Here is a 20,897-nt window from a genome sequence, read left to right as displayed (position 1 = left end):
CCGTGGAATACTTGAAGCCCGCCTTTTAAAGGCTTCCCCCTCCGAGTCAACCGCTTTCGCCACAGGTTTTTAAAACTAAGACCCGCCACGGTGAGATGGCGGGTCCGGTTTCGACGCAGATCGCGTATTTAGAGCACAGGTTTGCCCATAGACACGTGGATTTCCGCCACTTTGACACTGTCGAGGCCAAGCCCCGTTGCCAATGTGGAGAGGAATGTTTTTTCTGCATCCGTATCCACAGAGATCGCCATGAGGGCTGCGGTGTAGACCTGAACCTTGGCCCGTTCGCCCGCAGAATTGGCCAGAGCCATCGGGTCGACAGGCGCGTCGAGCTGCTCCTGGACAAAGGCGATCTCTTCGTCGGAAGCATCGGTCAGGTGGTCAAGAATCTTGGTGCGCTCTTCGGCGTCAATCTCGCCATCGGATTTGGCCGCCATGATCATCGCGCTGATCATCAATTTGGCATTGTCTTCGGCGGCCTCACCCACGGGGGTGTCTTTCGTCACAGCCGCGAACATCTCGGACAGGCCCCCCGCACCGGCGGTGGCCGCTGTGCCCATCGCGGACATCAGAGATCCAAGACCCGCCTCGGTTGCCTCGGACATATCGGCGGCTTGGTTGCCGAATTTGCTCATCATGTTGCGCACGGTTTCGGCCCCACCGGGGACACCGAACTGCTCGGCCATTTTGCCCATCTGGTCGGCCATACCGCCCTCGGATCCCGATTTGCGCATCGCCTCGCGCACCCCGTCCATGCCGCCCATCGCACGCATTTTACTCACGCCCTTAGCCGCCGCAAAACCGACAGCCAAAGTGGCCAGTGTTTTTACAAAACTCATATGGTTTCCCCCTGTGGAATAACTGTTGGGATCAATATGGGGAAGATTGGCGTGGATTCCAAGTCTTACGCGGTTCGGTTCGGGGCGCGACACGCAAAAGAGGGCTACGAAGACGGCGCCAGATTTTGGCAAACCGATTGAATCATTTCCCCGATCTCGACATCGGATGCCGTAGCGCGAACTGAGACCAATTCTGTTTGCGGCTTTGTCCCACCGAACGCAAACCGGCCGTGTGTTCGGCATCTCACCTGACAGGAGATCTCTCCGTCTTTACGCATGATATCAATCAACTCGACCTCACGTTCAAACCTGCGTTTCCCCACACCAATGCTCTGGCGATAACGGTCCATACCGTCCAGAAAATCGGCCTGCACCTGCGTGTAGGGCTTTGAGATGGCAGTATTTCTTTTAGCCGCGGCATAATCAAGAGCCGCAACAACACTCGCCCCCAACGCCGTCGCATCACTCAAGTGGACCTGAAGCCGCTGCAAAAGCGCGTCCTCGGGAAACGTCACAGCCGTCTTGATCGTGGGCAAAATGAGGCCGAACCCATCCACAACGTAAAGGCCACACGATTGTATCTGGCGCTGCTTGCGCTGATACCGCGCCCTCTGTCGCCATTTGGAAAATCGCGCCCACATACATCTGATCCTTTCACGATACGGGAACGATAGGCCTAAATGCGCGACATTCAACCATCGATGCGTGTTGGACATCTATGGCGACCGTAAACCTGTGGGCGGAAAATTTGCACGGACGGCCTGTAAGCCGGATTTTGTCTGGGGTTGCCCCCTCGATGACCATTCCTCTAGGCGCATTGTTACCAATACGCTCAAGCTGCCAACCCGGGTCCTCGGGCTTGAACGACCCTGTGAGCGGTATGCGCGAACGCACAACAGACCTCACGTAAGACCCCTATTTGGCATTGCTCCCAGTGGGGCTTGCCGTGCCGCTTGCGTTGCCGCTCGCGCGGTGGGCTCTTACCCCACCGTTTCACCCTTACCTCCGTATAGAAGGCGGTCTGTTCTCTGTGGCGCTGTCCCTAGGGTTGCCCCCGCCGGGCGTTACCCGGCACTGTTGTTCAATGGAGTCCGGACTTTCCTCGCGTCCCGGTAGACTTGCGTCCCCGGAACCCGCGGTCATCCAGCCATCCGTGCGGGACGGGACTTAGGCGGTGGAAGGGCTGAGGTCAACGGGAAAGCGCCGCGCAAGGTTTTGGGCCATCGCGAGATCAACGCCATCAAGCGGGCCGGTGTAGCGCGGGCGAAAGCGGTCGCGAAAGGCGCACAGCCGCGCCTCGGGGGCATCGCAGGGCGCGTAGCCAAAGCGCTCCAGTGCGGCATCAAAGGCGGCCTGCGTGACCTGATCCGGCGCCACAGGTGCAACCTCGGGCCAAACCGACAGGCCAAGGCGCGCCAAACGTCGCCAGTCGAATCGCGGACCGGGATCGATTTTGCGCGTGGGCGCCATATCGGAGTGGCCGATCACGCGCTCGGGCGGGATGGAATGCCGCGCAAGAACCTCCGCAAGGAGTGCCTCGAGCGCGTTCATTTGCAGCGCAGCAAAGGGCGTGGCCCCCGTGTTGGACAACTCGATCCCGATAGAGCGGGAATTGACGTCGCGCACATCGCCCCATTGCCCTGCGCCCGCGTGCCATGCCCGCATGTCCTCCGCCACAAGGCGTTGAATGCGCCCCGCCTCGTCGATCAGGTAATGCGCCGACACCTCGACCGCGTTGGAACACAGCCGCGCACAGGCCTCGGCAGCGGAGGCCATCGCGGTATAGTGGATCACCACCATATCGGCGCGTGCGCCATCACGCCGCGCGCCAAAGTTGGGCGAGGGATGATCAAAGATCGTCAGGTCGGGCATGGATTAGTTGTTGCGTGCAGACGCGGCCAACCGGAACGGGGCGGGATCCCACCGACAGGCAAAGCCGTCACCGTCGGCATCAAGCCCCTTGCCGTTGCGCTCCGGACCGCCGCTCGCGAGGAAATCCTCCTGCGCCAGATCGGGCGAGGGGTATTTTGCGCAATTGCGGGCCTGACGCGCCGCAGCGCCGGGGATCAGACGTTTATAGATCGGCTCGCCGACATTGTTTTCGGACGACAGGGCAAAGGCCACAAGCCTTGTGGTCGTCCCGCTCGGGCGACTGGGCAATGCGGTGGGTTCGACAACCTGATACTGTGAACGGTTGGCGGCCACACGTGCGGCGTCCTGTTCGATCGAGCGTTCATCGGAGACCGCGTCAAAATCGTTCTCCGCCGAAATCCCGACCGCGTTTTCAACGGTCGAGGGAATCGCCGCAGCCGCGTCCGCGATCAATTGATCCGTAGGGATGCCTGTCGACGTGCTCTCATCCGACACCGCCCGTGTGTTCAAGGACGCTGTCACGTCCCCTCCCTCGCCGCCCGCAATCAACTCCTGCTCGCGTTGGGTTTGGTACGCATTGTACGAACCAAACCCCACACCCGCGCCGCTATCAGGGACGGCGGGCTGTTCACAGGCGCTCAGCGCGGCAAAAGACACAAGCAAAAGAGAGGCGCGACCGATCATCGGGAACACTCCGGAAAAATTAAAAGGTGCCGACACCTACCACCATTTAGAAGGCTTGGAAACAAACCCTGCGGCGTCCTCAAGAGAATGTGCGATATTCAGCAGATCGCCCTCTTCCCACGGTTTGCCGATCAATTGCAGACCAAGGGGCAAGCCCTCGGACGACAGACCCGCCGGCACGGAAATACCGGGAAGACCCGCAAGGTTGACGGTCACGGTGAACACGTCGTTGAGGTACATCTGGATCGGATCGCTCTCGGACATCTCGCCCAGACCAAAGGCTGCGGACGGGGTCGCGGGGGTCAAAATCGCATCGACGCCTTGCGCGAACACGTTCTCGAAATCCTGTTTGATCAGCGTGCGCACGCGCCGCGCACGGTTGTAATAGGCGTCATAAAAGCCCGCAGACAACACATAGGTGCCGACCATCACGCGGCGCTGTACCTCGTGGCCAAAGCCCGCCGCGCGGGTTTTTTCGTACATGTCGTCAATGCCATCGCCCGCCGCCAATGTGGCACGGTGGCCGTAGCGCACGCCGTCATAACGGGCGAGGTTCGACGAGGCTTCCGCAGGTGCGATAACGTAATAGGCGGGCAGCGCGTATTTGGTATGCGGCAGGGAGATATCGACAATCTCGGCGCCCGCATCGCGCAGCATTTGTGCGCCATCATCCCAAAGTTTCGCGATCTCGGCGGAAATCCCATCGATGCGGTATTCTTTGGGAATGCCGATTTTCTTGCCTTTGATGTCGCCCGTCAGCATCGCCTCGAAGTTCGGCACAGCCAGATCGGCGGACGTGCTGTCCATCGCATCGTGACCACACATGGTCTCAAGCATCATCGCCGCGTCACGCACGGATTTGGTCATGGGACCGGCCTGATCGAGCGAGGAGGCAAAGGCCACAACGCCCCAACGCGAACAACGTCCGTAGGTGGGTTTAATCCCGACAATACCCGTAAAGGCGGCCGGTTGGCGGATCGATCCGCCCGTGTCGGTGCCCGTTGCGGCCAGACACAGATCCGCAGCCACGGCCGAGGCCGAACCGCCCGAGGAGCCACCGGGGGTCAGGGTGCGCTCATCGACTTTCCACGGGTTCACGGCATCGCCGTACACAGAGGTCTCGTTCGACGAGCCCATCGCGAATTCATCCATGTTCAGCTTGCCGAGCATCACCGCGCCGGCATCGAACAGCTTGGTGGTGATGGTGCTTTCGTATTCGGGCTTGAACCCGTCAAGAATGCGCGAGGCGGCCTGGGTTGCGACGCCCTTGGTGCAAAACAGGTCCTTGATCCCGATCGGCAGACCACACATCGCGGGCGCATCGCCCGCCGCCAAACGTGCATCGGCGGCGGCGGCCTGTGCGCGGGCCACGTCAGGTGTGTTGTGGACAAAGGCATTGAGCGCACCGGAGCCCTCGATCACCGATAGACAGGCCTCGGTCAGCTCCACAGAGGTGAACTCTTTGGCACGCAGACCGTCACGGGCCGCGGACAGGGTGAGTTTGTTCAGATCAGTCATTGGCTCACTCCACCACTTTGGGTACGGCAAAAAATCCCTCACGTGCATCGGGCGCGTTGGCGAGGATTTTCTCTTGTTGGTCACCATCGGTCACACCATCGACGCGGCGCTTGAGGCGCTGCGGGGTCACGGAGGTCATCGGCTCGACACCCTCGACATCGACTTCTTGCAATTGCTCGATAAAGCCGAGCACGGCGTTGAATTCTTCGGCGAGCGCGGGAAGCGCGTCTTCCTCGACGCGGATGCGGGCCAGTTTGGCCACGCGGCGTGCAGTATCAATGTCGATGGACATGGGGGGAGGCTCCGTCAATTTAGTTGGATCAGGCTTTAGCGTGTCGTACGGCCCGCTTCAAGCATGTGGACGCTATAAACGCGGATCATATGCCCGAGCATCAGCGCGTTGACGATATGCCACGCGAAATGCGTGCCGAGCGGGAAGCCGTCACACAGCGGCGCGTCGGCCATGCGCAGCGCGATCGACCCGCATAGAATCACCGCGCCCGCCGCCATGCCCCGTGCCGTGACGGGGGCGCGAACCTTGAGCAAATAGGCGTAGATAAAGATCAACAATGGCACAGGCGCATAAGCCGCCGACGACCCCATGCCCAGTTGCGCAAACAGCGGCGCGGTCACGGCGGCAAAGGGAAAGAACAGCACGGTCGCCAGAACGGCCTTACCCGCAGGCAAGCCGAAATAGTCACGATTGGCGACAAAGATATAGGTGAGAATAAAGACAACAATCGGCACCACATCCATCATCGACGCCCACTGTGTCGCAAAGGTGTGAAAGGCAAACGAGCCAAGCCCGATCACAAACAGGATCGCCGCGAGAGCGCGCCCCATCGGCGTGGCCTTGGCCTGTGGCCAGACATACAGCGCGGCGATCAAGAACGCGGCATTGGTCAGCGCATTGACCGGTTCCGCCCAAAAGGTGAAATCCACCCGCTCACAATAGCCGTCAATCTGTGTGGACCATGCCATGAATTAGACCCCCAAATAGCAATACCGCGCAATGCCATAGGCATAAAAACCCGCGAACAAGATATTGATCCACTTTAACTGGCGCTCGGTGTGAAGCCACCCCATGCCCATCCAGATCATACAAAAGGGCAGCGAGAGAAACATATTCAACGGGTACCAGTTTTGAACAATCGCCACGGTCGACAACACGCCGAGGATAAAAGCGGTATTTTTCAAAACGCGCTCATGGCGCAACAGGGTGATCTCGAACATCTCGGCTCTCGTGCAAATGCCCATAGCGCGACAGCCCCACGCCAAGAGGTGCGCAGGTCTACGGCCCCACAAACGGGCGGAATTTCAATGATTTAGGAATGTGCGCATCCACAATGGTCGCGCCGCGCACCTCTACCCCAACAAGAGCCTTACCGCAAGTGGGCCGACAAAGATCACGGTCGCGCCCTACCTGCGCTCCGCAAAGAATGCCCGCAACATCGCCTCGGCCTCCACCGCACCGATGCCGTCATAGACCTCTGGTGCGTGGTGGCACTGGGCGTGGGCGTAGACCTTGGCCCCGTGTGCCACGCCACCCGATTTGGGATCGCCCGCGCCGTAATACAGACGCGCAATCCGTGCGTTCGAAATGGCCGCGGCGCACATCGGACAGGGCTCCAACGTCACGTAAAGATCGCACCCGGTCAGGCGCTCGACACCCAAGGCGGCACAGGCGGCACGAATGGCCACGATCTCGGCATGGGCGGTCGGATCATGGCCCGCCCGCGTCTCGTTTCCGCCACGCCCGATGATCTCTCCGGCGGGATCAACCACAACCGCCCCCACGGGAACTTCGCCCCGCGCCTGAGCCAAACGGGCCTGTTCAAAGGCCAAATCCATATAAGAACGAAATGTCATGCCCTTTCGTGACGCGGAAATGCGCCCAAGGCAAGCCGTGCCCCCTTCCCAAGTGCATCAAAGCGCACTATGGCAAGCGCATGACACGCCCCACAGATAAAAAACCCGCACGCACCTCGTCCAATGGTCCCGCCTCCAAAGGTGGCAAGACCTTCAAACGGGGTATCCGTCCACAGGACGTCAAACGTGACCAGAAGATCAAAGAGGGCGAAACCCGCCCCGGTGACCGGATCGCCAAGGTTCTGGCCCGCGCGGGCATCGCCTCGCGCCGTGACGCCGAACTGATGATCGAAGAGGGCCGCGTGACGGTCAACGGCCGCACCGTTGCCTCCCCTGCCCTGAACGTCCTACCCAAAGACCGCATCACTGTGGATGGCAAAGAGGTCGGGGACGCCGAGCCGCCACGCCTGTGGCTTTACCACAAGCCCACGGGGTTGGTGACAACCGAAAAAGACGAAAAAGGCCGCGACACCGTGTTTGCGAGCCTACCCAAAGACCTACCACGGGTGTTGTCCGTAGGTCGCCTCGATATTACCTCCGAGGGTCTGTTGCTCTTGACCAACGATGGCGAACTCAAACGCCTGTTGGAACTGCCTGACACGGGTTGGATGCGCAAATACCGCGTCCGCGTCAAAGGCAACGCGACCGAGGCCGTACTCGAGCCGCTGCGCAAAGGTATCTCCATCGACGGTGAAAACTTCCAACCGATGGAGGTGGTGTTTGACCGCCAACAGGGGGCCAACGCATGGCTGACCGTGGGCATCCGCGAAGGTAAAAACCGCGAAATCCGCCGTGCGATGGAACATATCGGCCTGACCGTGAACCGTCTGATCCGCATTTCTTACGGCCCCTTCCGCCTCGGGTTTATCAAACCGGGCGAAGTCGAAGAGGTCAAAGCCCGCATCCTGCGCGACCAACTCGGCATCGAGATTGACGACGGCAGCCAACCCAAACGCCAAGTCACCCGTGACGGGCGCGAGGGGGGCGGCGGTCGCGATTTCAAGCCGCGTGAGGGCGGCGGCAACCGTGACTTTAAAAAACGCGACGGGGACCGCGACGGCGGCTTCAAAAAACGTGACGGAGATTTCAAATCCCGTGACGGCGAGCGTGATTTCAAAAAACGCGATGGGGATTTCAAACCCCGCGAAGGTGGATTCAAGGGCAAAGGCGGCCCGCGCCGCGACGACCGTGACGGCGCAGGCCGCGGCGGGGATCGTGACGGCAAGCCGGGCGGTTTCAAATCCAGCGGGTATAAATCGCACGGCGGCGGCAAAGACGGCAAACCACGCTCCTCGGGGTTCAAATCCCATGGCGGCGGGTCGGATGGCAAACCCCGCTCGGGCGGGTTCAAATCCCACGGCAAGCCCGCGGGCAAACCCAGAACACGCGATTAATCCCGCGCGCGTACAGCACGGCGCATAAAATCAGCGCAAAAGGGCGGCAACACACCGCCCTTGGCGCCTTAACCCTTTCAAGAGGCGTTAATCCTTCCTATATCTTGGGGGATGACGGGTTTGTGAGAGAGTGATGTGCGCAATGAGTGACAGCAAGTTTTCAAAACTGGCCTACTACCTATTGGTGGCCCTGACCTTTTACGCCACGATCAAAGCGCAGGGGATGTGAGCATGGCCAAACGCTATGGCTCCACCTTTTCGCCAGAGGGCGACAGCGCACCGGCGGCCACCCCACATCCCTCGACCACCAAACGCCCGTTTGATGGCAAGCGCCCCACTCACGTCGGCGCGCGGTCCAACCTGTTGTTTTTCGCGGCCATTCCACTGGCATGGAAAGCGTTTCAGGCCGAACCTGTGACGATGGCGGGCTACCTCGCGGCACTGGGCTGTCTCGTGGGGGCGGGCCTTTTGACCCGCGAAGGGCTAAAAGCCCAAGAGGCTTATGAAGCACGCAAAGTCGCCCGCAGGCCTGCGATCCCGCGCAAAATATTCGGCTCGGCCCTGACCGCCCTTGGCCTTGGCCTCGTCGGGTGGTTCGGTTGGGGCGCGGGAGAAACCGTGATTTTTGCTGTGCTCGGCGTGATCCTGCACAGCCTCGCCTTTGGCCTTGATCCGCTGAAACACAAAGGCATGGACGGGATCGACACCTTTCAACAAGACCGCGTGGCAAAGGTGGTGGATGAGGCCGAGGGCCATCTGAACATAATGCATCAGGCCATGTTGCGCACACGCGACCGCGAGGCACAGCGGCGTCTGGACCAATTCATCTCCACCGCCCGCACCATGTGCCGCACCGTCGAGGATGATCCGCGCGACCTGACGGCGGCCCGCAAATACCTTGGGGTCTACCTTTTGGGCGCGCGCGATGCGACGACCAAATTCGTGGACCTGTGGGAACGCTCGCGCAATGCCGAGGCGCGAACCTCGTGGTTTGCGCTTCTGGATGACCTCGAGGCGAACTTTGCCGCCCGCACAGACAAGCTTCTGATTGATAACAAAACCGATCTCGACATTGAAATCGATGTCCTGCGTGAACGGTTGTCGCGCGAAGGCATCCGTTGAACAAACATTCATTGAATACTGGCCGACGATGACACCATGACAGGTCGGGGCAAAAGATTTAAACATGACACATCCATATCGGACGAGGGGGAAACACATGTCGGACACCGTGCGCCAGAAGGCCCAAGCAACACTCAAAGACGTCGAAGAGATCACCGCCGTGGTTCTGCCCGAACCCAAAGGCGAACTGGTCCCTGTGCGCGGCAAGGATGCGCCCGCCGCCGATGACGTCAAACGCGCGATGGCCGAAATCGACATGAGCGATACAGGTTCCATCGTGCGCTTTGGCTCGGGCGCTCAGGCCGAGTTGCAGGAAATTTCGCAATCCATGCTCGCCGAAGTCCGCAACAAGGACGTTGGCCCCGCAGGCGACAGCTTGCGCAGCATCGTCTCCACCATTCGCGGGTTTTCCGTCTCCGAGTTGGACGTGCGCCGCGAACGGTCGTGGTGGGAAAAACTCTTGGGCCGCGCAGCCCCCATGGCGAAATTCATCGCCCGTTTCGAGACCGTTCAGGAGCAGATCGACAAGATCACCGACAATCTGTTGTCGCACGAACACAAGCTGCTCAAAGACGTCAAATCGCTCGACATTCTCTACGCGAAAACACTGGCGTTCTACGATGAACTGGCCGTCTATATCCGCGCGGGCGAGAAAAAATTGCAAGAGCTCGACACCAAAACCATCCCCGCCAAGGAGATGAAGGTCGACGCAGCCCCCGAGGACAAACAGGTGATGTTGGCGCAGGAGTTGCGCGACCTGCGCTCGGCGCGTGACGACCTTGAACGCCGCGTTCACGACCTCAAACTGACGCGTCAGGTCACCATGCAATCGCTGCCCTCCATCCGTTTGGTACAGGAAAACGACAAGTCTTTGGTGACAAAAATCAATTCGACACTTGTGAACACCGTACCGCTTTGGGAAACGCAATTGGCCCAAGCCGTGACAATTCAACGCTCGGCCGAGGCCGCTCATGCAGTGCGCGAGGCCAACGATTTGACCAACGAGCTGTTGACCGCCAACGCCAAGAACCTGCGCGAGGCCAACAAGGTCGTGCGCGAGGAAATGGAGCGCGGCGTGTTCGACATCGAAGCCGTCAAAGTGGCCAACGCCGAATTGATCGCCACCATCGAAGAGAGCCTCCAGATCGCCGATGCGGGCAAACTCAAGCGTGCCTCCGCCGAGGAAGACCTCAAGAAAATGGAAGGCGAGCTGCGCGATACATTGGCGGCCGCCAAATCCAAACGAACAGGCACAGGCGACACCGCAGCCACATCCGTGACCTCCTGATATGTGGGGTGGCGGGGTCATAAACGCGGTTGGTGCGGGGGTTTTGGCCCTCGCCCTCAGTGCTTGCGTGACACCCGCACCACCGCAATCCGCGCCCGTGTCGCGCCCGACGGTCGGGACGCCACCGCCCACACCCGCCCAAACCGGTCCCGTGGCCCGCTCGGAGGCAAGTCAGGAGATGGTCCGCTATTATGCAAAGGTTCAGGCGGACCTGTTGCGCAATGAGTTGCTGCGCACCGATGGCGGCGGCACAGACACGCCCTTTGGGGCGCGGCAACTGGCCGCGAATTTCGACGCCATCGCGCTCAATGATGAATACACCGATGTGGGCGGGCAATATGTGGCGCGCACCACGCGCTCGACCTTGCACCGCTGGACGGTTCCCGTGCGGCTCGGCCTTGAATTCGGGCCGTCTGTTCCGACAGCGCAGCGCAGCAAGGACCAAGCCACCTTGGCCGCATTGGCCACACAGCTCGGGCAGGCCACGGGCCATCCCATTTCCATCTCGGCACGCCCCAACTTCCATGTCCTTGTCCTCAACGAGGATGAACGCCGGACCGCCGGACCCCGCCTTGAGCAGCTGATCCCGGGCCTGCCAGTCGCGGCCATCCGGTCCGTCGAGAACATGCCCTCCTCGGCCTATTGCCTTGTGATTGCCTCTGATCCTGCCGATGACGGTGCGTACCGCAGTGCCGTTGCGGTTATTCGCGGCGAACACCCCGACCTCATGCGCGCCTCGTGTTTCCACGAGGAAATCGCACAGGGGCTCGGGTTGGCCAATGACAGCCCGCAAGCCCGCCCGTCCATCTTCAACGATGACGAAGAGTTCGCACTTTTGACACGCCACGACGAATTGCTGTTGCGTATCCTTTATGACGACCGGCTTTCGGTTGGTATGCAACCCGACACAGCCCGCGCCATTGCGACCCGAATCGCAGACGAATTGATGGGCGAATCTTCATAAGACTTAGGAGACCGACATGGGAATTTTCGATTTTCTTTCCGGCGAATTTATTGACGTCATCCACTGGGTTGACGACAGCCGCGACACGATGGTCTGGCGGTTCGAACGCGAGGCGCACGAAATCAAATACGGTGCCAAGCTGACCGTACGTGAGGGGCAGGCGGCCGTCTTCGTGCATGAGGGCCAGTTGGCGGACGTGTTCACGCCCGGCCTTTATATGCTCGAAACCAACAACATGCCGATCCTGACGACGCTCAACCATTGGGATCACGGTTTCAAATCACCGTTCAAATCCGAAATTTACTACGTCAACACCACCCGGTTCGGGAACCTCAAGTGGGGGACCAAAAACCCGATTATTTGCCGTGATCCCGAATTTGGCCCCGTGCGCATCCGCGCCTACGGCACCTACGCGGTCAAAGTGTCTGATCCCGCACGGTTCCTCACCGAGATTGTCGGCACCGACGGCGAATTCACGATGGACGAGATCTCCTATCAAATCCGCAACATTATCGTTCAGGCGTTCTCGCGCCTCATCGCGAGCAGCGGCATCCCTGTACTCGACATGGCCGCGAACACCGCCGATCTGGGCAAAGTGGTCGCCGCCGAAATCTCCACCGTTGTGGCCGATTACGGCCTGACCATCCCCGAGTTTTACATCGAGAATATCTCCTTGCCCGATGCGGTCGAGGCCGCTTTGGACAAACGGACCTCGATGGGCATTGTCGGCAATCTCGACAACTATATGAAGCTCTCCGCCGCCGATGCCCTGAGCGCGGGCGACAGTGCAATGGCCTCGGGCATGGGTGCGGGCATGGGGGCCGGAATGGGCATGGCGATGGCCACACAGTCCGCGCAAAATGCAGCGGCACAGTCAGGCGCACCGTCAGGTCCGTGGGGGCCACGTCCAACCACCGCCGCGCAGGTGCCGCCGCCGCCCCCCGTGGAACATGTTTGGCACATCGCCGAAAACGGAACCACAACGGGACCGTTTTCCAAAGCCGAGATGGGCCAAAAGGCCGCCTCGGGGGCGCTCACCCGCGCCAGTCATGTCTGGACACCGGGTCAGGACGGGTGGCTCAAGGCTGATGAGGTCGTTGAATTGGCGCAGCTCTTTACGATTGCGCCCCCTCCCCCGCCCCCGGGCGTCTAACCGCGCCAAAAGGGCAACGCCATATCACGAGACTTGCCGCCCGTGACGTCCGGCGTCACGGGGGGAGCCGTTTGCCTCACACAGGGCCGGCGGTGAACGGAGAGATCCAGATGCAAACACAAGTTCATCGCTCGGCACAGGCGGGCGCAGCCCCCGAGGGGGCGGTTGCGGAACGCATCGCGCTCGCGCTGATGGGCGTTGGCACATTGAACGCAGAGATCTTGGCGGAGACGGCGACATGGGATCGCTCGAATGCGCCCTGTGCCGTTGGGCGGGCCATTATATTAACCACCCTCTGCGACATCATCCGCCCCGTGTCCATCACCATCGACCAAGTGGTCGCACATGGAAAAGCGGCGACCGTATCGGGGCGCCTCACCCGCGACGGGTCAGGAACGCATTTGTTTTGTCATATCATCCGCTTCACGACGCCCCGATGCCGGGACATCGCACAACTGGTGAGCTTCGAACAACGTGAGGGCTGAAACCGCATTAGAGGGTCGGTTCAGGGCAATGGCTCTAAACCGTGGTTTGCCACGTCAGCATAGCATCAAGAAGCGCATAGGACCGGCCAACCAAATACTGGGACGCCAGTTCATCGGATGCCGCCCGTTTGTCGCCGCGTTCAACATGCATGGCCACTTCGCCCGCATATTTATGAAAACGCGCGTGTTTGTCCACGACACGTTTGTATTCCGCAGACCCGGAAACAGACGTTTCATGCGCTAAGGAATGGAGCCACTTCCCAAAGGGACAATCGTCATCACACCCGATTTTCTCGGCAGACTTTGGCAAAATACCCGTTTGCGCCGCATCGTTCAGGGTCGTGCGCCACATTGCATGTGCGCCGATGGCTTCGGATATTTGCCGGTCCAATGTTTGTCTGTCCAAAGCAGTACTCCCTTGCCTTGTTCACTTGCAGTGGCACACTGGCACAGGCATCTTAAGATGATGTAAAACCAATCGGATTTTCTATGCAACGCGACCTGACCACAGATGACTTGACGCCAAACACGCACGACCACCGGTTTGCGTGCGGGACCTGCGGCGCAGACATGCGGTTTGCCCCCGAAAACGGCGCGCTTGCGTGCGATCATTGCGGCGCACACGCCCCGCTCGACACGGGCGGCGCACAGCCGGTGCGTGAACTGGATTACCGCGCGGCTCTGGACGCGCAATTGCCCCACCAGGACATCGTTGAGGCCCGGGTCTCGCAATGCCCAAATTGCGGCGCACTTGTGGAATTCGACGAGAGCGTTCACGCAGATGAATGCCCCTATTGCGCCACCCCTGTGGTCACGGACACAGGCGCACATCGCCAGATCAAACCCCGTGGTCTTTTGCCCTTTGCCCTACCGGAATCACAGGCCCACGATGCCATGTCCGATTGGCTCGGGCGGCTGTGGTTTGCCCCCAACGGGCTAAAGGCCTATGCGCGCAAGGGGCGGAAACTCGACGGGATTTACGTGCCATACTGGACCTTTGATGCCGATACGACATCCCGATACAGCGGACAGCGTGGCGACGATTACTACGTCACCCGCAGGGTCACACACAATGGCGAGACCAAGACGATCCGCGAGCGCAAAACGCGGTGGAGCCGACGGTCGGGACAGGTCGCGCGGTTTTTTGATGACGTGTTGGTGCTCGCTTCCCACGCGTTGCCGCGCAAATACACCCAAGGGTTGGAGCCGTGGGATCTGTCGGAAATGGAACCCTATGTGCCGGACTACCTCGCGGGGTTCCGGTCCGAGGCCTATTCGGTGACACTCGACGAGGGATTTACCGCCGCACGCGCCCATATGGACCGTGTGATTTTGCGTGATGTAAAATTCGACATCGGCGGGGACCGCCAACAGGTCCATGACGTGCGCACGGATGTGCGCGCCGTGACATTCAAACACATCCTGCTGCCCGTCTGGATGGCCGCGTATAAATACCGTGGCAAGAGCTACCGCTTTGTCGTCAACGGGCGCACAGGCCGGGTTCAGGGCGAACGCCCCTATTCGGCATGGAAAATCGCCTTTGCCGCTGTGGGTCTGGCGATCCTTGCGGCGGGCATCGGCTATCTGGTTGCGATCAATCAGCCACCACAGTGAGGCACGCAAGGCGTGAGCATTTGCCCGCACACAGAACTATTGCTCAAGAACTGCTTGCTTTGATAGCGGTAACAGAACTAGAACGAAGTCCAAATCCAAGGAGGAGACAGACATGATCCTGTGTGCAGGCGAAGCTCTAATCGACATGCTGCCGCGTCAGTCCACGCACGGCGAGGACGCCTATGCCCCCTATGCGGGCGGCGCAGTGTTCAATACCGCCATTGCCTTGGGCCGCCTTGGAGCGCAAACGGGGTTTTTCTCGGGGTTTTCAAGTGACTTCTTTGGCGATTTGTTGAAATCCAAACTGGCTGACAGCAACGTTGACGCCGCTTTGTCTGTGACACGCGATCGCCCCTGTACCGTGGCTTTTGTCAAACTGGTGGACGGTCATGCGACCTATGCCTTTTACGACGAAAACACCGCCGGACGGATGCTGTCGAACGACGACCTCCCCACCCTGCCCGACACGATCAATGCCGTGTTCTGTGGTGGCATATCATTGCCGGTCGACCCCTGTGGCGCGACCTATGAGGCGCTCTTTGTACAGGCTGCCCCCACACGCGTCACCATGATCGATCCGAACATCCGGCCCGGATTTATCACCGATGAACCGCGTTATCGTGCACGAATCGAACATATGCTGTCACATGCCGATATCGTCAAAGTCTCCGACGAAGACCTGATCTGGCTGATGGGGGACGGCGACATCGAGGCCCATATCCGGACCCTTTTGACCAAGGGGCCAAAGCTCGTTTGCCTCACCGAAGGCAGCAAAGGCGTGCGCGGGTTCACCGCAACGGGCAAGGTCGTTCAGGTCAAAGCCAACAAGGTTGACGTCGTCGATACCGTCGGCGCGGGCGATACGTTCAACGCGGGGCTTTTGGCCTCGTTGGACGCCGCAGGCAAGCTGACCAAGGATGCCGTGGCCGATCTCGACGAGGACACAATCCGCGCGGCATTGTCACTCGGCGCACAGGCCGCCGCGATCACCGTGTCGCGCGCAGGCGCCAACCCGCCGTGGAAATCCGAACTTTGAGGGCCATCGTTCAACGGGTCAGCACGGCCAGTGTCCGTGTCGACGGCGATGTTGTCGGTCAATGCGGCACGGGTCTTTTGGTGCTTGTCTGTGCCATGCGCGGCGACACCACGGCACAGGCCGACAAGCTCGCCGCGAAAATCTCGAAACTGCGGATATTTCAGGATGATGCGGGTAAAATGAACCTTAGCCTGCGCGACATTGGCGGAAGCGCCCTTGTCGTGAGCCAGTTCACATTGGCCGCCGACACCAAAGGTAACCGCCCCGGATTTTCCACCGCCGCCCCGCCCGATGAGGGCAAGGCGCTCTATGAGCACTTCACCGATGCACTGCGCGCAGCGGGCGTCCCAAGCGAAACAGGTGTTTTCGGCGCGGATATGAAAGTGTCCCTGACCAATGATGGCCCGATTACGATCTGGCTCGACACCGACAGCTGATCACTGTGCCGTGGCCTCCGCGTCGCCCTCGAAAGCCTTGAGCGGGAAAGTGATGCGCATGACGTAGGCGTCCGCACCATCCTCAACCTCGAGCGCCCCATCAAGCTGCGCGGTAAAGGCCGCGATCAATTGCGTGCCGAGCCCCGTGCCTTCGGGCACGCTACAGGCCAAGGTCACAGGACCTTTGGTATTGCGGATTTCCAACACGCCCGTTGCCTCGTCCAACTTGCGTAGGCACACCTCCAACGCAATCGCGCTTTCGGAGGCTGCTCCGGCATATTTCATAGCATTGCCAAGGGCTTCGGATGTAACGAGCGACAATGGAACCGCCTGATCCGGATAGACAATAAGGGGCTCGAATGTCTCTTTGACCGAAAAGGATCGCTCATCCATGCGCCCCGCCGCGATCACACTTTGCGCGATGGTTTTAATCAATTCATCCCCGCGCACACGGCCCTGCATCGAGGTCTCGTAGAGATTGCGGTGAACAGTCGCGATCCCCAAAACACGGCCCTGGATGTTGCGCAAGGCATCGCGCACGTCCTCGGTCCTGGCCTTGCGGATTTTCATGTTCAAAATCGACGAGACCAGTTGCAGGTTGTTTTTGACGCGGTGATGAACCTCGCGCAGCAACACGGTTTTGTCGTGTATCGCATCCTCAAGCTCCGCTTCATCGCGCAAAATACTGTTGGCCAACCTGTTCCACGTCTCTTCGATTTCGCGAAACTCGGCGGCGGGCATTGCGTCCAGAGCCGTCGGCTCCAACCGCCGCGACCGCATGAACAACAGCATCCGCGCCCGTAGGTTCCGGGTCGGTTGAATAACCTGGCTGCGGATCGCGACATAAGCCACCACGAGGCTCGCCACCCACATCAGAACGGGAAACAACAATTGGGCCAGAACGGTAACCCGGTTCCATGTGAACCCCAAATCCGCCGCATCCCAACTGCCCAAGCCATACACCAGACCGGGAATGATCGGCACAAAGGCAAAGACGCGCCGTTGGCCATCCATTGTCATCGCCGTAAAGGCATGTTCGCGCCCCCCGACAAAGGAACTCAACGGCCGCCCCGCAGGGATACGTGCCTCAACATTGCCAAAGCCGTTCTCGGAGGACAGGGTTTCGCCCTCACGGTTAAAGGTGATGAGGTCAATCGGGCGGTCTTTGGTCATTTTTTCCAAGCGCCGGAACAGGTTATAGTGCGGCAAGGACACAACCGTATAGCCCATATAGGTGCCATCCGCGGCCCAGACCGGGTGAGCCACCACGATGACAGAAGTCTTGGAGAACGGCGCGTCAAGGTTCACCGTGGCATGTGGTGCGGGGTTTTCGGCCATGTTCGCCGCCAAATCGACCATGCCGGTTTGCGTCCGTGTGCCATTGGAGCTGCAGACAAAACGTCCATCACGCCCCACATAACCCGCAAAGGAAAACTGGTCGGAGGCGGACACAAAATCATTCAGGAAGGCATCACAGACCTTGCCAGACGGGACACTGCCATCGCCGATGAGTTTGGGGGCAAGCGCCGCGATGGTTTCGGCCACACCAAAGCCCGTACGCATCAACCCCTCTTCGGCCGAGGCCGCCTCGGAGGTGAGCGCCAACAGGCTTGTCTCTGATTGCGCACGGTTTTCGCGCAACAGTCCTGCAGTTTGCGCAAAGGCAATGACGCCGACGGGCAACAGCACGACAGCCAGAATCGCGGATACGCGAACCGCCAAGCTGTCGGCACGGCGTCTCAGGCGCGTGATCACGAGTTGAACCGCGACGAAATCATTTGGTCGGCCACCACCGCCAGTGTCGATTTATCGGTCATATCCATCGTTTCGTGTTCGGACAGGTGCAACAGTTCGGTGAGGCGCAAACGGCCACGGTTGACGCGGCTTTTGATCGTGCCAACGGCCACGCCACAGGTGTCTGCGGCCTCATCATAAGTAAATCCACCACCGCCGACAAGGATCAGCGCCTCACGCTGCTCATCGGGCAGTTGTGAAAAAGCCGCCTGAAAATCACGCATTGCGAGCTTTCCATCGTGGGACGGCTTGACCGACAATGTGGCCGCCATCGCGCCATCGACATCCGCCACCTCGCGTTTGGCCTTGCGCCGCCCCGAATAAAAGGTGTTGCGCAAAATGGTAAAGAGCCACGCCCGCAAATTGGTTCCGGCTTCGAATTTATTGATGTTGGACCATGCTTTGACAATCGTGTCCTGAACCAGATCATCGGCCGCCGCGCCGTTGCGCGTCAACGAAAGGGCAAAGGCGCGCATCGCACCAAGGTGCTGCGTAATCTCGTCTCGGGGGTCTGAGTGTGTTTCGGGGGTCGTGTCGGGGGCTATCCGGCCTGTGTCCCGCGCGGTCATTGTTCTGCGCCATCATCAGTCAAATTGCCACCCGAAGGCGGCGGGACATCACCGTCCTGCGCCTTGAGTTGCGCCAACAGTTGCGCAAAGCGGTCCGGAACATCTTCTTCGACGGTCGCTTCGTAGACCTTGCGAAGATTTTCCTCAATCTGGTCATTCAGATTGGAATTTGTGTTTCTTTGCGTCATTCTGGGGTCCTAGAAAACTTTTCTGCAACGGCTCAGGAACCAAACTCGATCTTAGGGCGTTTGGTTCCCGAGAAAAGTAAAAAAATCAGGTGAGATAATGACCAACACCACAGCGACCGCAGGAGCCACCGCAAGCTTCGCCGATATTATTGCGCACAACCTGCCGTATCTACGCCGTTACGCGCGCGCCCTCACGGGCAGTCAGAACAGCGGGGATGCCTATGCTGCGGCGACATTGGAGGCGTTGATTGCGGACCGATCCACGATTGACGGCGCATCAAGCACCAAAGTCGCGCTTTTTCGGGCCTTTCATCTGATCTGGAACAGCGCAGGTGCGCCCATCGCCGAAGAAAACAGCGACCTTGCCCGCCGCGCCCAAGAGCATCTGAAAACCCTCACGCCCAATTCGCGCGAGGCCCTTTTGCTGTCCACCATCGAAAGCTTTTCGCACTCCGAGGTCGCCGAGATCATGGAAAGCGACCAGGCGGAGGTTGCGGCCCTGCTTGCCTCGGCGCGGACCGAAATGGAAGACAGCATCGCGGGACGTATCCTCATCATCGAGGACGAGGCAATCATCGCACTCGATCTGCAATCCATCGTCTCCGACATGGGGCATGAAATCACCGGCGTCGGGCGCACCGCGTCGGGTGCCGTGGCTTTGGCCGCCGATGACAAACCCGACCTCATCTTGTCCGATATCCAGTTGGCCGACGGGTCGTCAGGGATCGATGCGGTCAACGAAATTCTGGTGAATGCGGGCGACATTCCGGTGATTTTCATCACAGCCTTCCCCGAGCGCCTGTTGACGGGCGACCGCCCCGAGCCGGCATTTGTGATCACCAAGCCCTACTCCGAAGAGCAGGTGCAGTCGGCGGTGAGTCAGGCGATGTTCTTTGCCTCGACACAGACGCTTCACGCCTGACGCCACAACATACATATCGCAACACCGAACGCCCTCGCAGACCGAACTGCGAGGGCGTTTTTATGTGCGCGACTTGTGGTCAGTTTTAGACCGGAGGTTTACCGCGCACCGCACGTGCGACCATCGCGATAATGAACAACAACAAGAAGACAACGAACAGGATTTGCGCGATCCCCGCCGAGGCCGACGCGATGCCACCAAAGCCGAAAAGCCCCGCAATAAGAGCGACAACAAGGAATGTAAGTGCCCAACCAAGCATGAATATTCTCCTTTTATTCTATTGAGTTACGCGGCACCCAATGGCGCCGGATCTGACAAACCAACCCCCGAAGCCCCCCGCGGGTTCCGAAAATTCTTTTCATAAAAAGGTGGAACATAGTGCGGCACCTGACGTTGGTTTGTCGAAGTAAACGAATAAGGAGTAGTTCAATATGGCACGTGCAACACCCGTCACAAAAGACGTCACCACCCAGGATCTTCAGGCACAGATCATCACGCTGAAAGAGGACATTCATGCCCTCACGCAAACCTTGGGCGAAAGCGCGAAGTCCAACGGCCAAGCGGTCAAAGACAGTGCGCACATCGCGTTCGACGCCGCCAAAGCCAAAGGTGCCGAACAGGCCGAAGCCATTCAGAAACACGCACAGGCCACCTACCATCAGGTCGAGGACAAAGTGCGCGACAACCCGTCCACCTCCGTTGGCATTGCCGCCGGCCTTGGCTTTCTCGTAGGCCTTGTCGCGGCGCGTCGCTAAGGATCGCACAATGTTTGACCGCCTGAAACACACCGCCAAGGACACCGCCCGCCGCACCGCCATCGGTGCGCTCGGGTCCGTCTTTGTCGCAATCGGTGTCGCGATGCTCACCGTGTCGGCATGGCTTGCGCTATTGCTCGTCACAACCCCCGCCATCGCAGCACTGATTTTGGGCGGGGCGTATCTGGGGGTGGGTCTTGTGATCTTGGGGCTGTCCGGCCCCGATCGCGCGCATCACCCTGCGGCCGCGCATTCCACCGCGCCCGAACCGGACCCGATGGCCCGCCTCGCCACCGCGTTTTTACAGGGGATGGAAACAGGCACGCAGATGGGCAACCGAAAGCACTGACGCCAAAACGCCGCCCCGCAAGGGACGGCGTTTTTCATTCCGTGC

General features: G+C 59.8%; 26 protein-coding genes and 1 other RNA gene. 12 read left to right on the top strand and 15 right to left on the bottom strand.

The window, feature by feature from the left end:
- Positions 1–128: 128 nt before the first annotated feature.
- From ACN0Q0_RS08465 to ACN0Q0_RS08420, 10 genes are all read right to left on the bottom strand, one after another.
- Positions 129–839: a DUF533 domain-containing protein gene (locus ACN0Q0_RS08465; protein WP_417242955.1), complete on the bottom strand. Its 711-nt coding sequence runs from the start codon at positions 837–839 to the stop codon at positions 129–131.
- Positions 840–943: 104 nt separating this feature from the next.
- On the bottom strand, positions 944–1,396 hold the full coding sequence (locus ACN0Q0_RS08460) for a hypothetical protein (protein WP_417242954.1): 453 nt from the start codon (positions 1,394–1,396) through the stop codon (positions 944–946).
- Positions 1,397–1,587: 191 nt separating this feature from the next.
- An RNA gene (gene rnpB, locus ACN0Q0_RS08455) (RNase P RNA component class A) lies at positions 1,588–1,994 on the bottom strand.
- Between the two features lie 12 nt (positions 1,995–2,006).
- A complete protein-coding gene (locus tag ACN0Q0_RS08450) occupies positions 2,007–2,711 on the bottom strand; it encodes an N-acetylmuramoyl-L-alanine amidase (protein ID WP_417242953.1) in 705 nt (234 codons plus the stop codon).
- Positions 2,712–2,714: 3 nt separating this feature from the next.
- Positions 2,715–3,395, bottom strand: coding sequence for a hypothetical protein (locus ACN0Q0_RS08445; protein ID WP_417242952.1), 681 nt, complete (start codon positions 3,393–3,395; stop codon positions 2,715–2,717).
- Positions 3,396–3,431: 36 nt separating this feature from the next.
- Positions 3,432–4,913, bottom strand: a complete 1,482-nt coding sequence (gatA, locus tag ACN0Q0_RS08440; protein WP_417242951.1) for an Asp-tRNA(Asn)/Glu-tRNA(Gln) amidotransferase subunit GatA — start codon at positions 4,911–4,913, stop codon at positions 3,432–3,434.
- Between the two features lie 4 nt (positions 4,914–4,917).
- Entirely contained in the window at positions 4,918–5,205 is a 288-nt protein-coding gene (gene gatC, locus ACN0Q0_RS08435; protein WP_417242950.1) for an Asp-tRNA(Asn)/Glu-tRNA(Gln) amidotransferase subunit GatC, read from the bottom strand.
- A gap of 35 nt (positions 5,206–5,240) precedes the next feature.
- Positions 5,241–5,894, bottom strand: a complete 654-nt coding sequence (locus ACN0Q0_RS08430; RefSeq protein WP_417242949.1) for a ceramidase domain-containing protein — start codon at positions 5,892–5,894, stop codon at positions 5,241–5,243.
- A gap of 3 nt (positions 5,895–5,897) precedes the next feature.
- Entirely contained in the window at positions 5,898–6,146 is a 249-nt protein-coding gene (locus ACN0Q0_RS08425; protein WP_417242948.1) for a peptidase, read from the bottom strand.
- A 186-nt stretch (positions 6,147–6,332) separates the two neighbouring features.
- Entirely contained in the window at positions 6,333–6,782 is a 450-nt protein-coding gene (locus ACN0Q0_RS08420; protein ID WP_417242947.1) for a nucleoside deaminase, read from the bottom strand.
- An 80-nt stretch (positions 6,783–6,862) separates the two neighbouring features.
- On the opposite strand from ACN0Q0_RS08420, the gene ACN0Q0_RS08415 reads away from it, so the two are divergent.
- From ACN0Q0_RS08415 to ACN0Q0_RS08390, 6 genes are all read left to right on the top strand, one after another.
- Positions 6,863–8,176 (top strand): pseudouridine synthase, encoded by a 1,314-nt coding sequence (locus ACN0Q0_RS08415; protein ID WP_417242946.1) that lies wholly within the window; start codon positions 6,863–6,865, stop codon positions 8,174–8,176.
- Positions 8,177–8,407: 231 nt separating this feature from the next.
- Positions 8,408–9,298 (top strand): 5-bromo-4-chloroindolyl phosphate hydrolysis family protein, encoded by an 891-nt coding sequence (locus ACN0Q0_RS08410; protein ID WP_417242945.1) that lies wholly within the window; start codon positions 8,408–8,410, stop codon positions 9,296–9,298.
- 97 nt (positions 9,299–9,395) lie between these two features.
- Positions 9,396–10,586, top strand: a complete 1,191-nt coding sequence (locus ACN0Q0_RS08405; protein WP_417242944.1) for a toxic anion resistance protein — start codon at positions 9,396–9,398, stop codon at positions 10,584–10,586.
- Position 10,587: 1 nt separating this feature from the next.
- Entirely contained in the window at positions 10,588–11,550 is a 963-nt protein-coding gene (locus tag ACN0Q0_RS08400) for a DUF2927 domain-containing protein (protein ID WP_417242943.1), read from the top strand.
- Positions 11,551–11,566: 16 nt separating this feature from the next.
- On the top strand, positions 11,567–12,703 hold the full coding sequence (locus ACN0Q0_RS08395; protein WP_417242942.1) for an SPFH domain-containing protein: 1,137 nt from the start codon (positions 11,567–11,569) through the stop codon (positions 12,701–12,703).
- 110 nt (positions 12,704–12,813) lie between these two features.
- A complete protein-coding gene (locus ACN0Q0_RS08390) occupies positions 12,814–13,188 on the top strand; it encodes a hypothetical protein (protein ID WP_417242941.1) in 375 nt (124 codons plus the stop codon).
- Positions 13,189–13,222: 34 nt separating this feature from the next.
- Here the strand turns inward: ACN0Q0_RS08390 and ACN0Q0_RS08385 are convergent, their stop codons facing one another.
- Positions 13,223–13,594 (bottom strand): CZB domain-containing protein, encoded by a 372-nt coding sequence (locus ACN0Q0_RS08385; RefSeq protein ID WP_417242940.1) that lies wholly within the window; start codon positions 13,592–13,594, stop codon positions 13,223–13,225.
- Between the two features lie 83 nt (positions 13,595–13,677).
- Between ACN0Q0_RS08385 and ACN0Q0_RS08380 the strand changes: the two genes are divergently transcribed.
- From ACN0Q0_RS08380 to dtd, 3 genes are all read left to right on the top strand, one after another.
- Entirely contained in the window at positions 13,678–14,802 is a 1,125-nt protein-coding gene (locus ACN0Q0_RS08380; protein WP_417242939.1) for a primosomal protein N' (replication factor Y) - superfamily II helicase, read from the top strand.
- 112 nt (positions 14,803–14,914) lie between these two features.
- Positions 14,915–15,838, top strand: a complete 924-nt coding sequence (locus tag ACN0Q0_RS08375) for a carbohydrate kinase family protein (RefSeq protein WP_417242938.1) — start codon at positions 14,915–14,917, stop codon at positions 15,836–15,838.
- Positions 15,835–16,275 (top strand): D-aminoacyl-tRNA deacylase, encoded by a 441-nt coding sequence (gene dtd, locus ACN0Q0_RS08370; RefSeq protein ID WP_417242937.1) that lies wholly within the window; start codon positions 15,835–15,837, stop codon positions 16,273–16,275. Before ACN0Q0_RS08375 ends, dtd begins: the two co-directional genes overlap by 4 nt.
- Here the strand turns inward: dtd and ACN0Q0_RS08365 are convergent, their stop codons facing one another.
- Genes ACN0Q0_RS08365 through ACN0Q0_RS08355 form a run of 3 tightly spaced genes read right to left on the bottom strand, consistent with a single transcriptional unit; the run spans position 16,276 to position 18,826 of the window.
- A complete protein-coding gene (locus tag ACN0Q0_RS08365; protein ID WP_417242936.1) occupies positions 16,276–18,030 on the bottom strand; it encodes a histidine kinase dimerization/phosphoacceptor domain -containing protein in 1,755 nt (584 codons plus the stop codon).
- Positions 18,027–18,638 (bottom strand): RNA polymerase sigma factor, encoded by a 612-nt coding sequence (locus ACN0Q0_RS08360; RefSeq protein ID WP_417242935.1) that lies wholly within the window; start codon positions 18,636–18,638, stop codon positions 18,027–18,029. Before ACN0Q0_RS08360 ends, ACN0Q0_RS08365 begins: the two co-directional genes overlap by 4 nt.
- Positions 18,635–18,826: a NepR family anti-sigma factor gene (locus ACN0Q0_RS08355; protein WP_417242934.1), complete on the bottom strand. Its 192-nt coding sequence runs from the start codon at positions 18,824–18,826 to the stop codon at positions 18,635–18,637. The genes ACN0Q0_RS08360 and ACN0Q0_RS08355 overlap by 4 nt, the downstream gene beginning before the upstream one ends.
- Before the next feature lie 97 nt (positions 18,827–18,923).
- Between ACN0Q0_RS08355 and ACN0Q0_RS08350 the strand changes: the two genes are divergently transcribed.
- Positions 18,924–19,748 carry a response regulator gene (locus ACN0Q0_RS08350; protein WP_417242933.1) on the top strand — a complete coding sequence of 275 codons (825 nt, stop codon included), beginning with the start codon at positions 18,924–18,926 and terminating at the stop codon, positions 19,746–19,748.
- Positions 19,749–19,833: 85 nt separating this feature from the next.
- Here ACN0Q0_RS08350 and ACN0Q0_RS08345 read toward each other — a convergent pair whose 3' ends face one another.
- A complete protein-coding gene (locus tag ACN0Q0_RS08345; protein ID WP_417242932.1) occupies positions 19,834–20,007 on the bottom strand; it encodes a DUF1328 domain-containing protein in 174 nt (57 codons plus the stop codon).
- 172 nt (positions 20,008–20,179) lie between these two features.
- On the opposite strand from ACN0Q0_RS08345, the gene ACN0Q0_RS08340 reads away from it, so the two are divergent.
- Together ACN0Q0_RS08340 and ACN0Q0_RS08335 are read left to right on the top strand one after the other, a co-directional pair.
- Positions 20,180–20,503, top strand: coding sequence for a DUF883 family protein (locus ACN0Q0_RS08340; RefSeq protein ID WP_417242931.1), 324 nt, complete (start codon positions 20,180–20,182; stop codon positions 20,501–20,503).
- Positions 20,504–20,513: 10 nt separating this feature from the next.
- Entirely contained in the window at positions 20,514–20,852 is a 339-nt protein-coding gene (locus ACN0Q0_RS08335) for a phage holin family protein (protein ID WP_417242930.1), read from the top strand.
- The last annotated feature ends 45 nt before the right edge of the window (positions 20,853–20,897 follow it).

The sequence above is a fragment of the Celeribacter sp. genome (assembly GCF_048259695.1).
Lineage (GTDB): Bacteria > Pseudomonadota > Alphaproteobacteria > Rhodobacterales > Rhodobacteraceae > Celeribacter.
The sequence above is the reverse complement of the archived record's forward strand: the minus strand, read 5'-3'. Positions and strand labels throughout refer to the sequence as shown.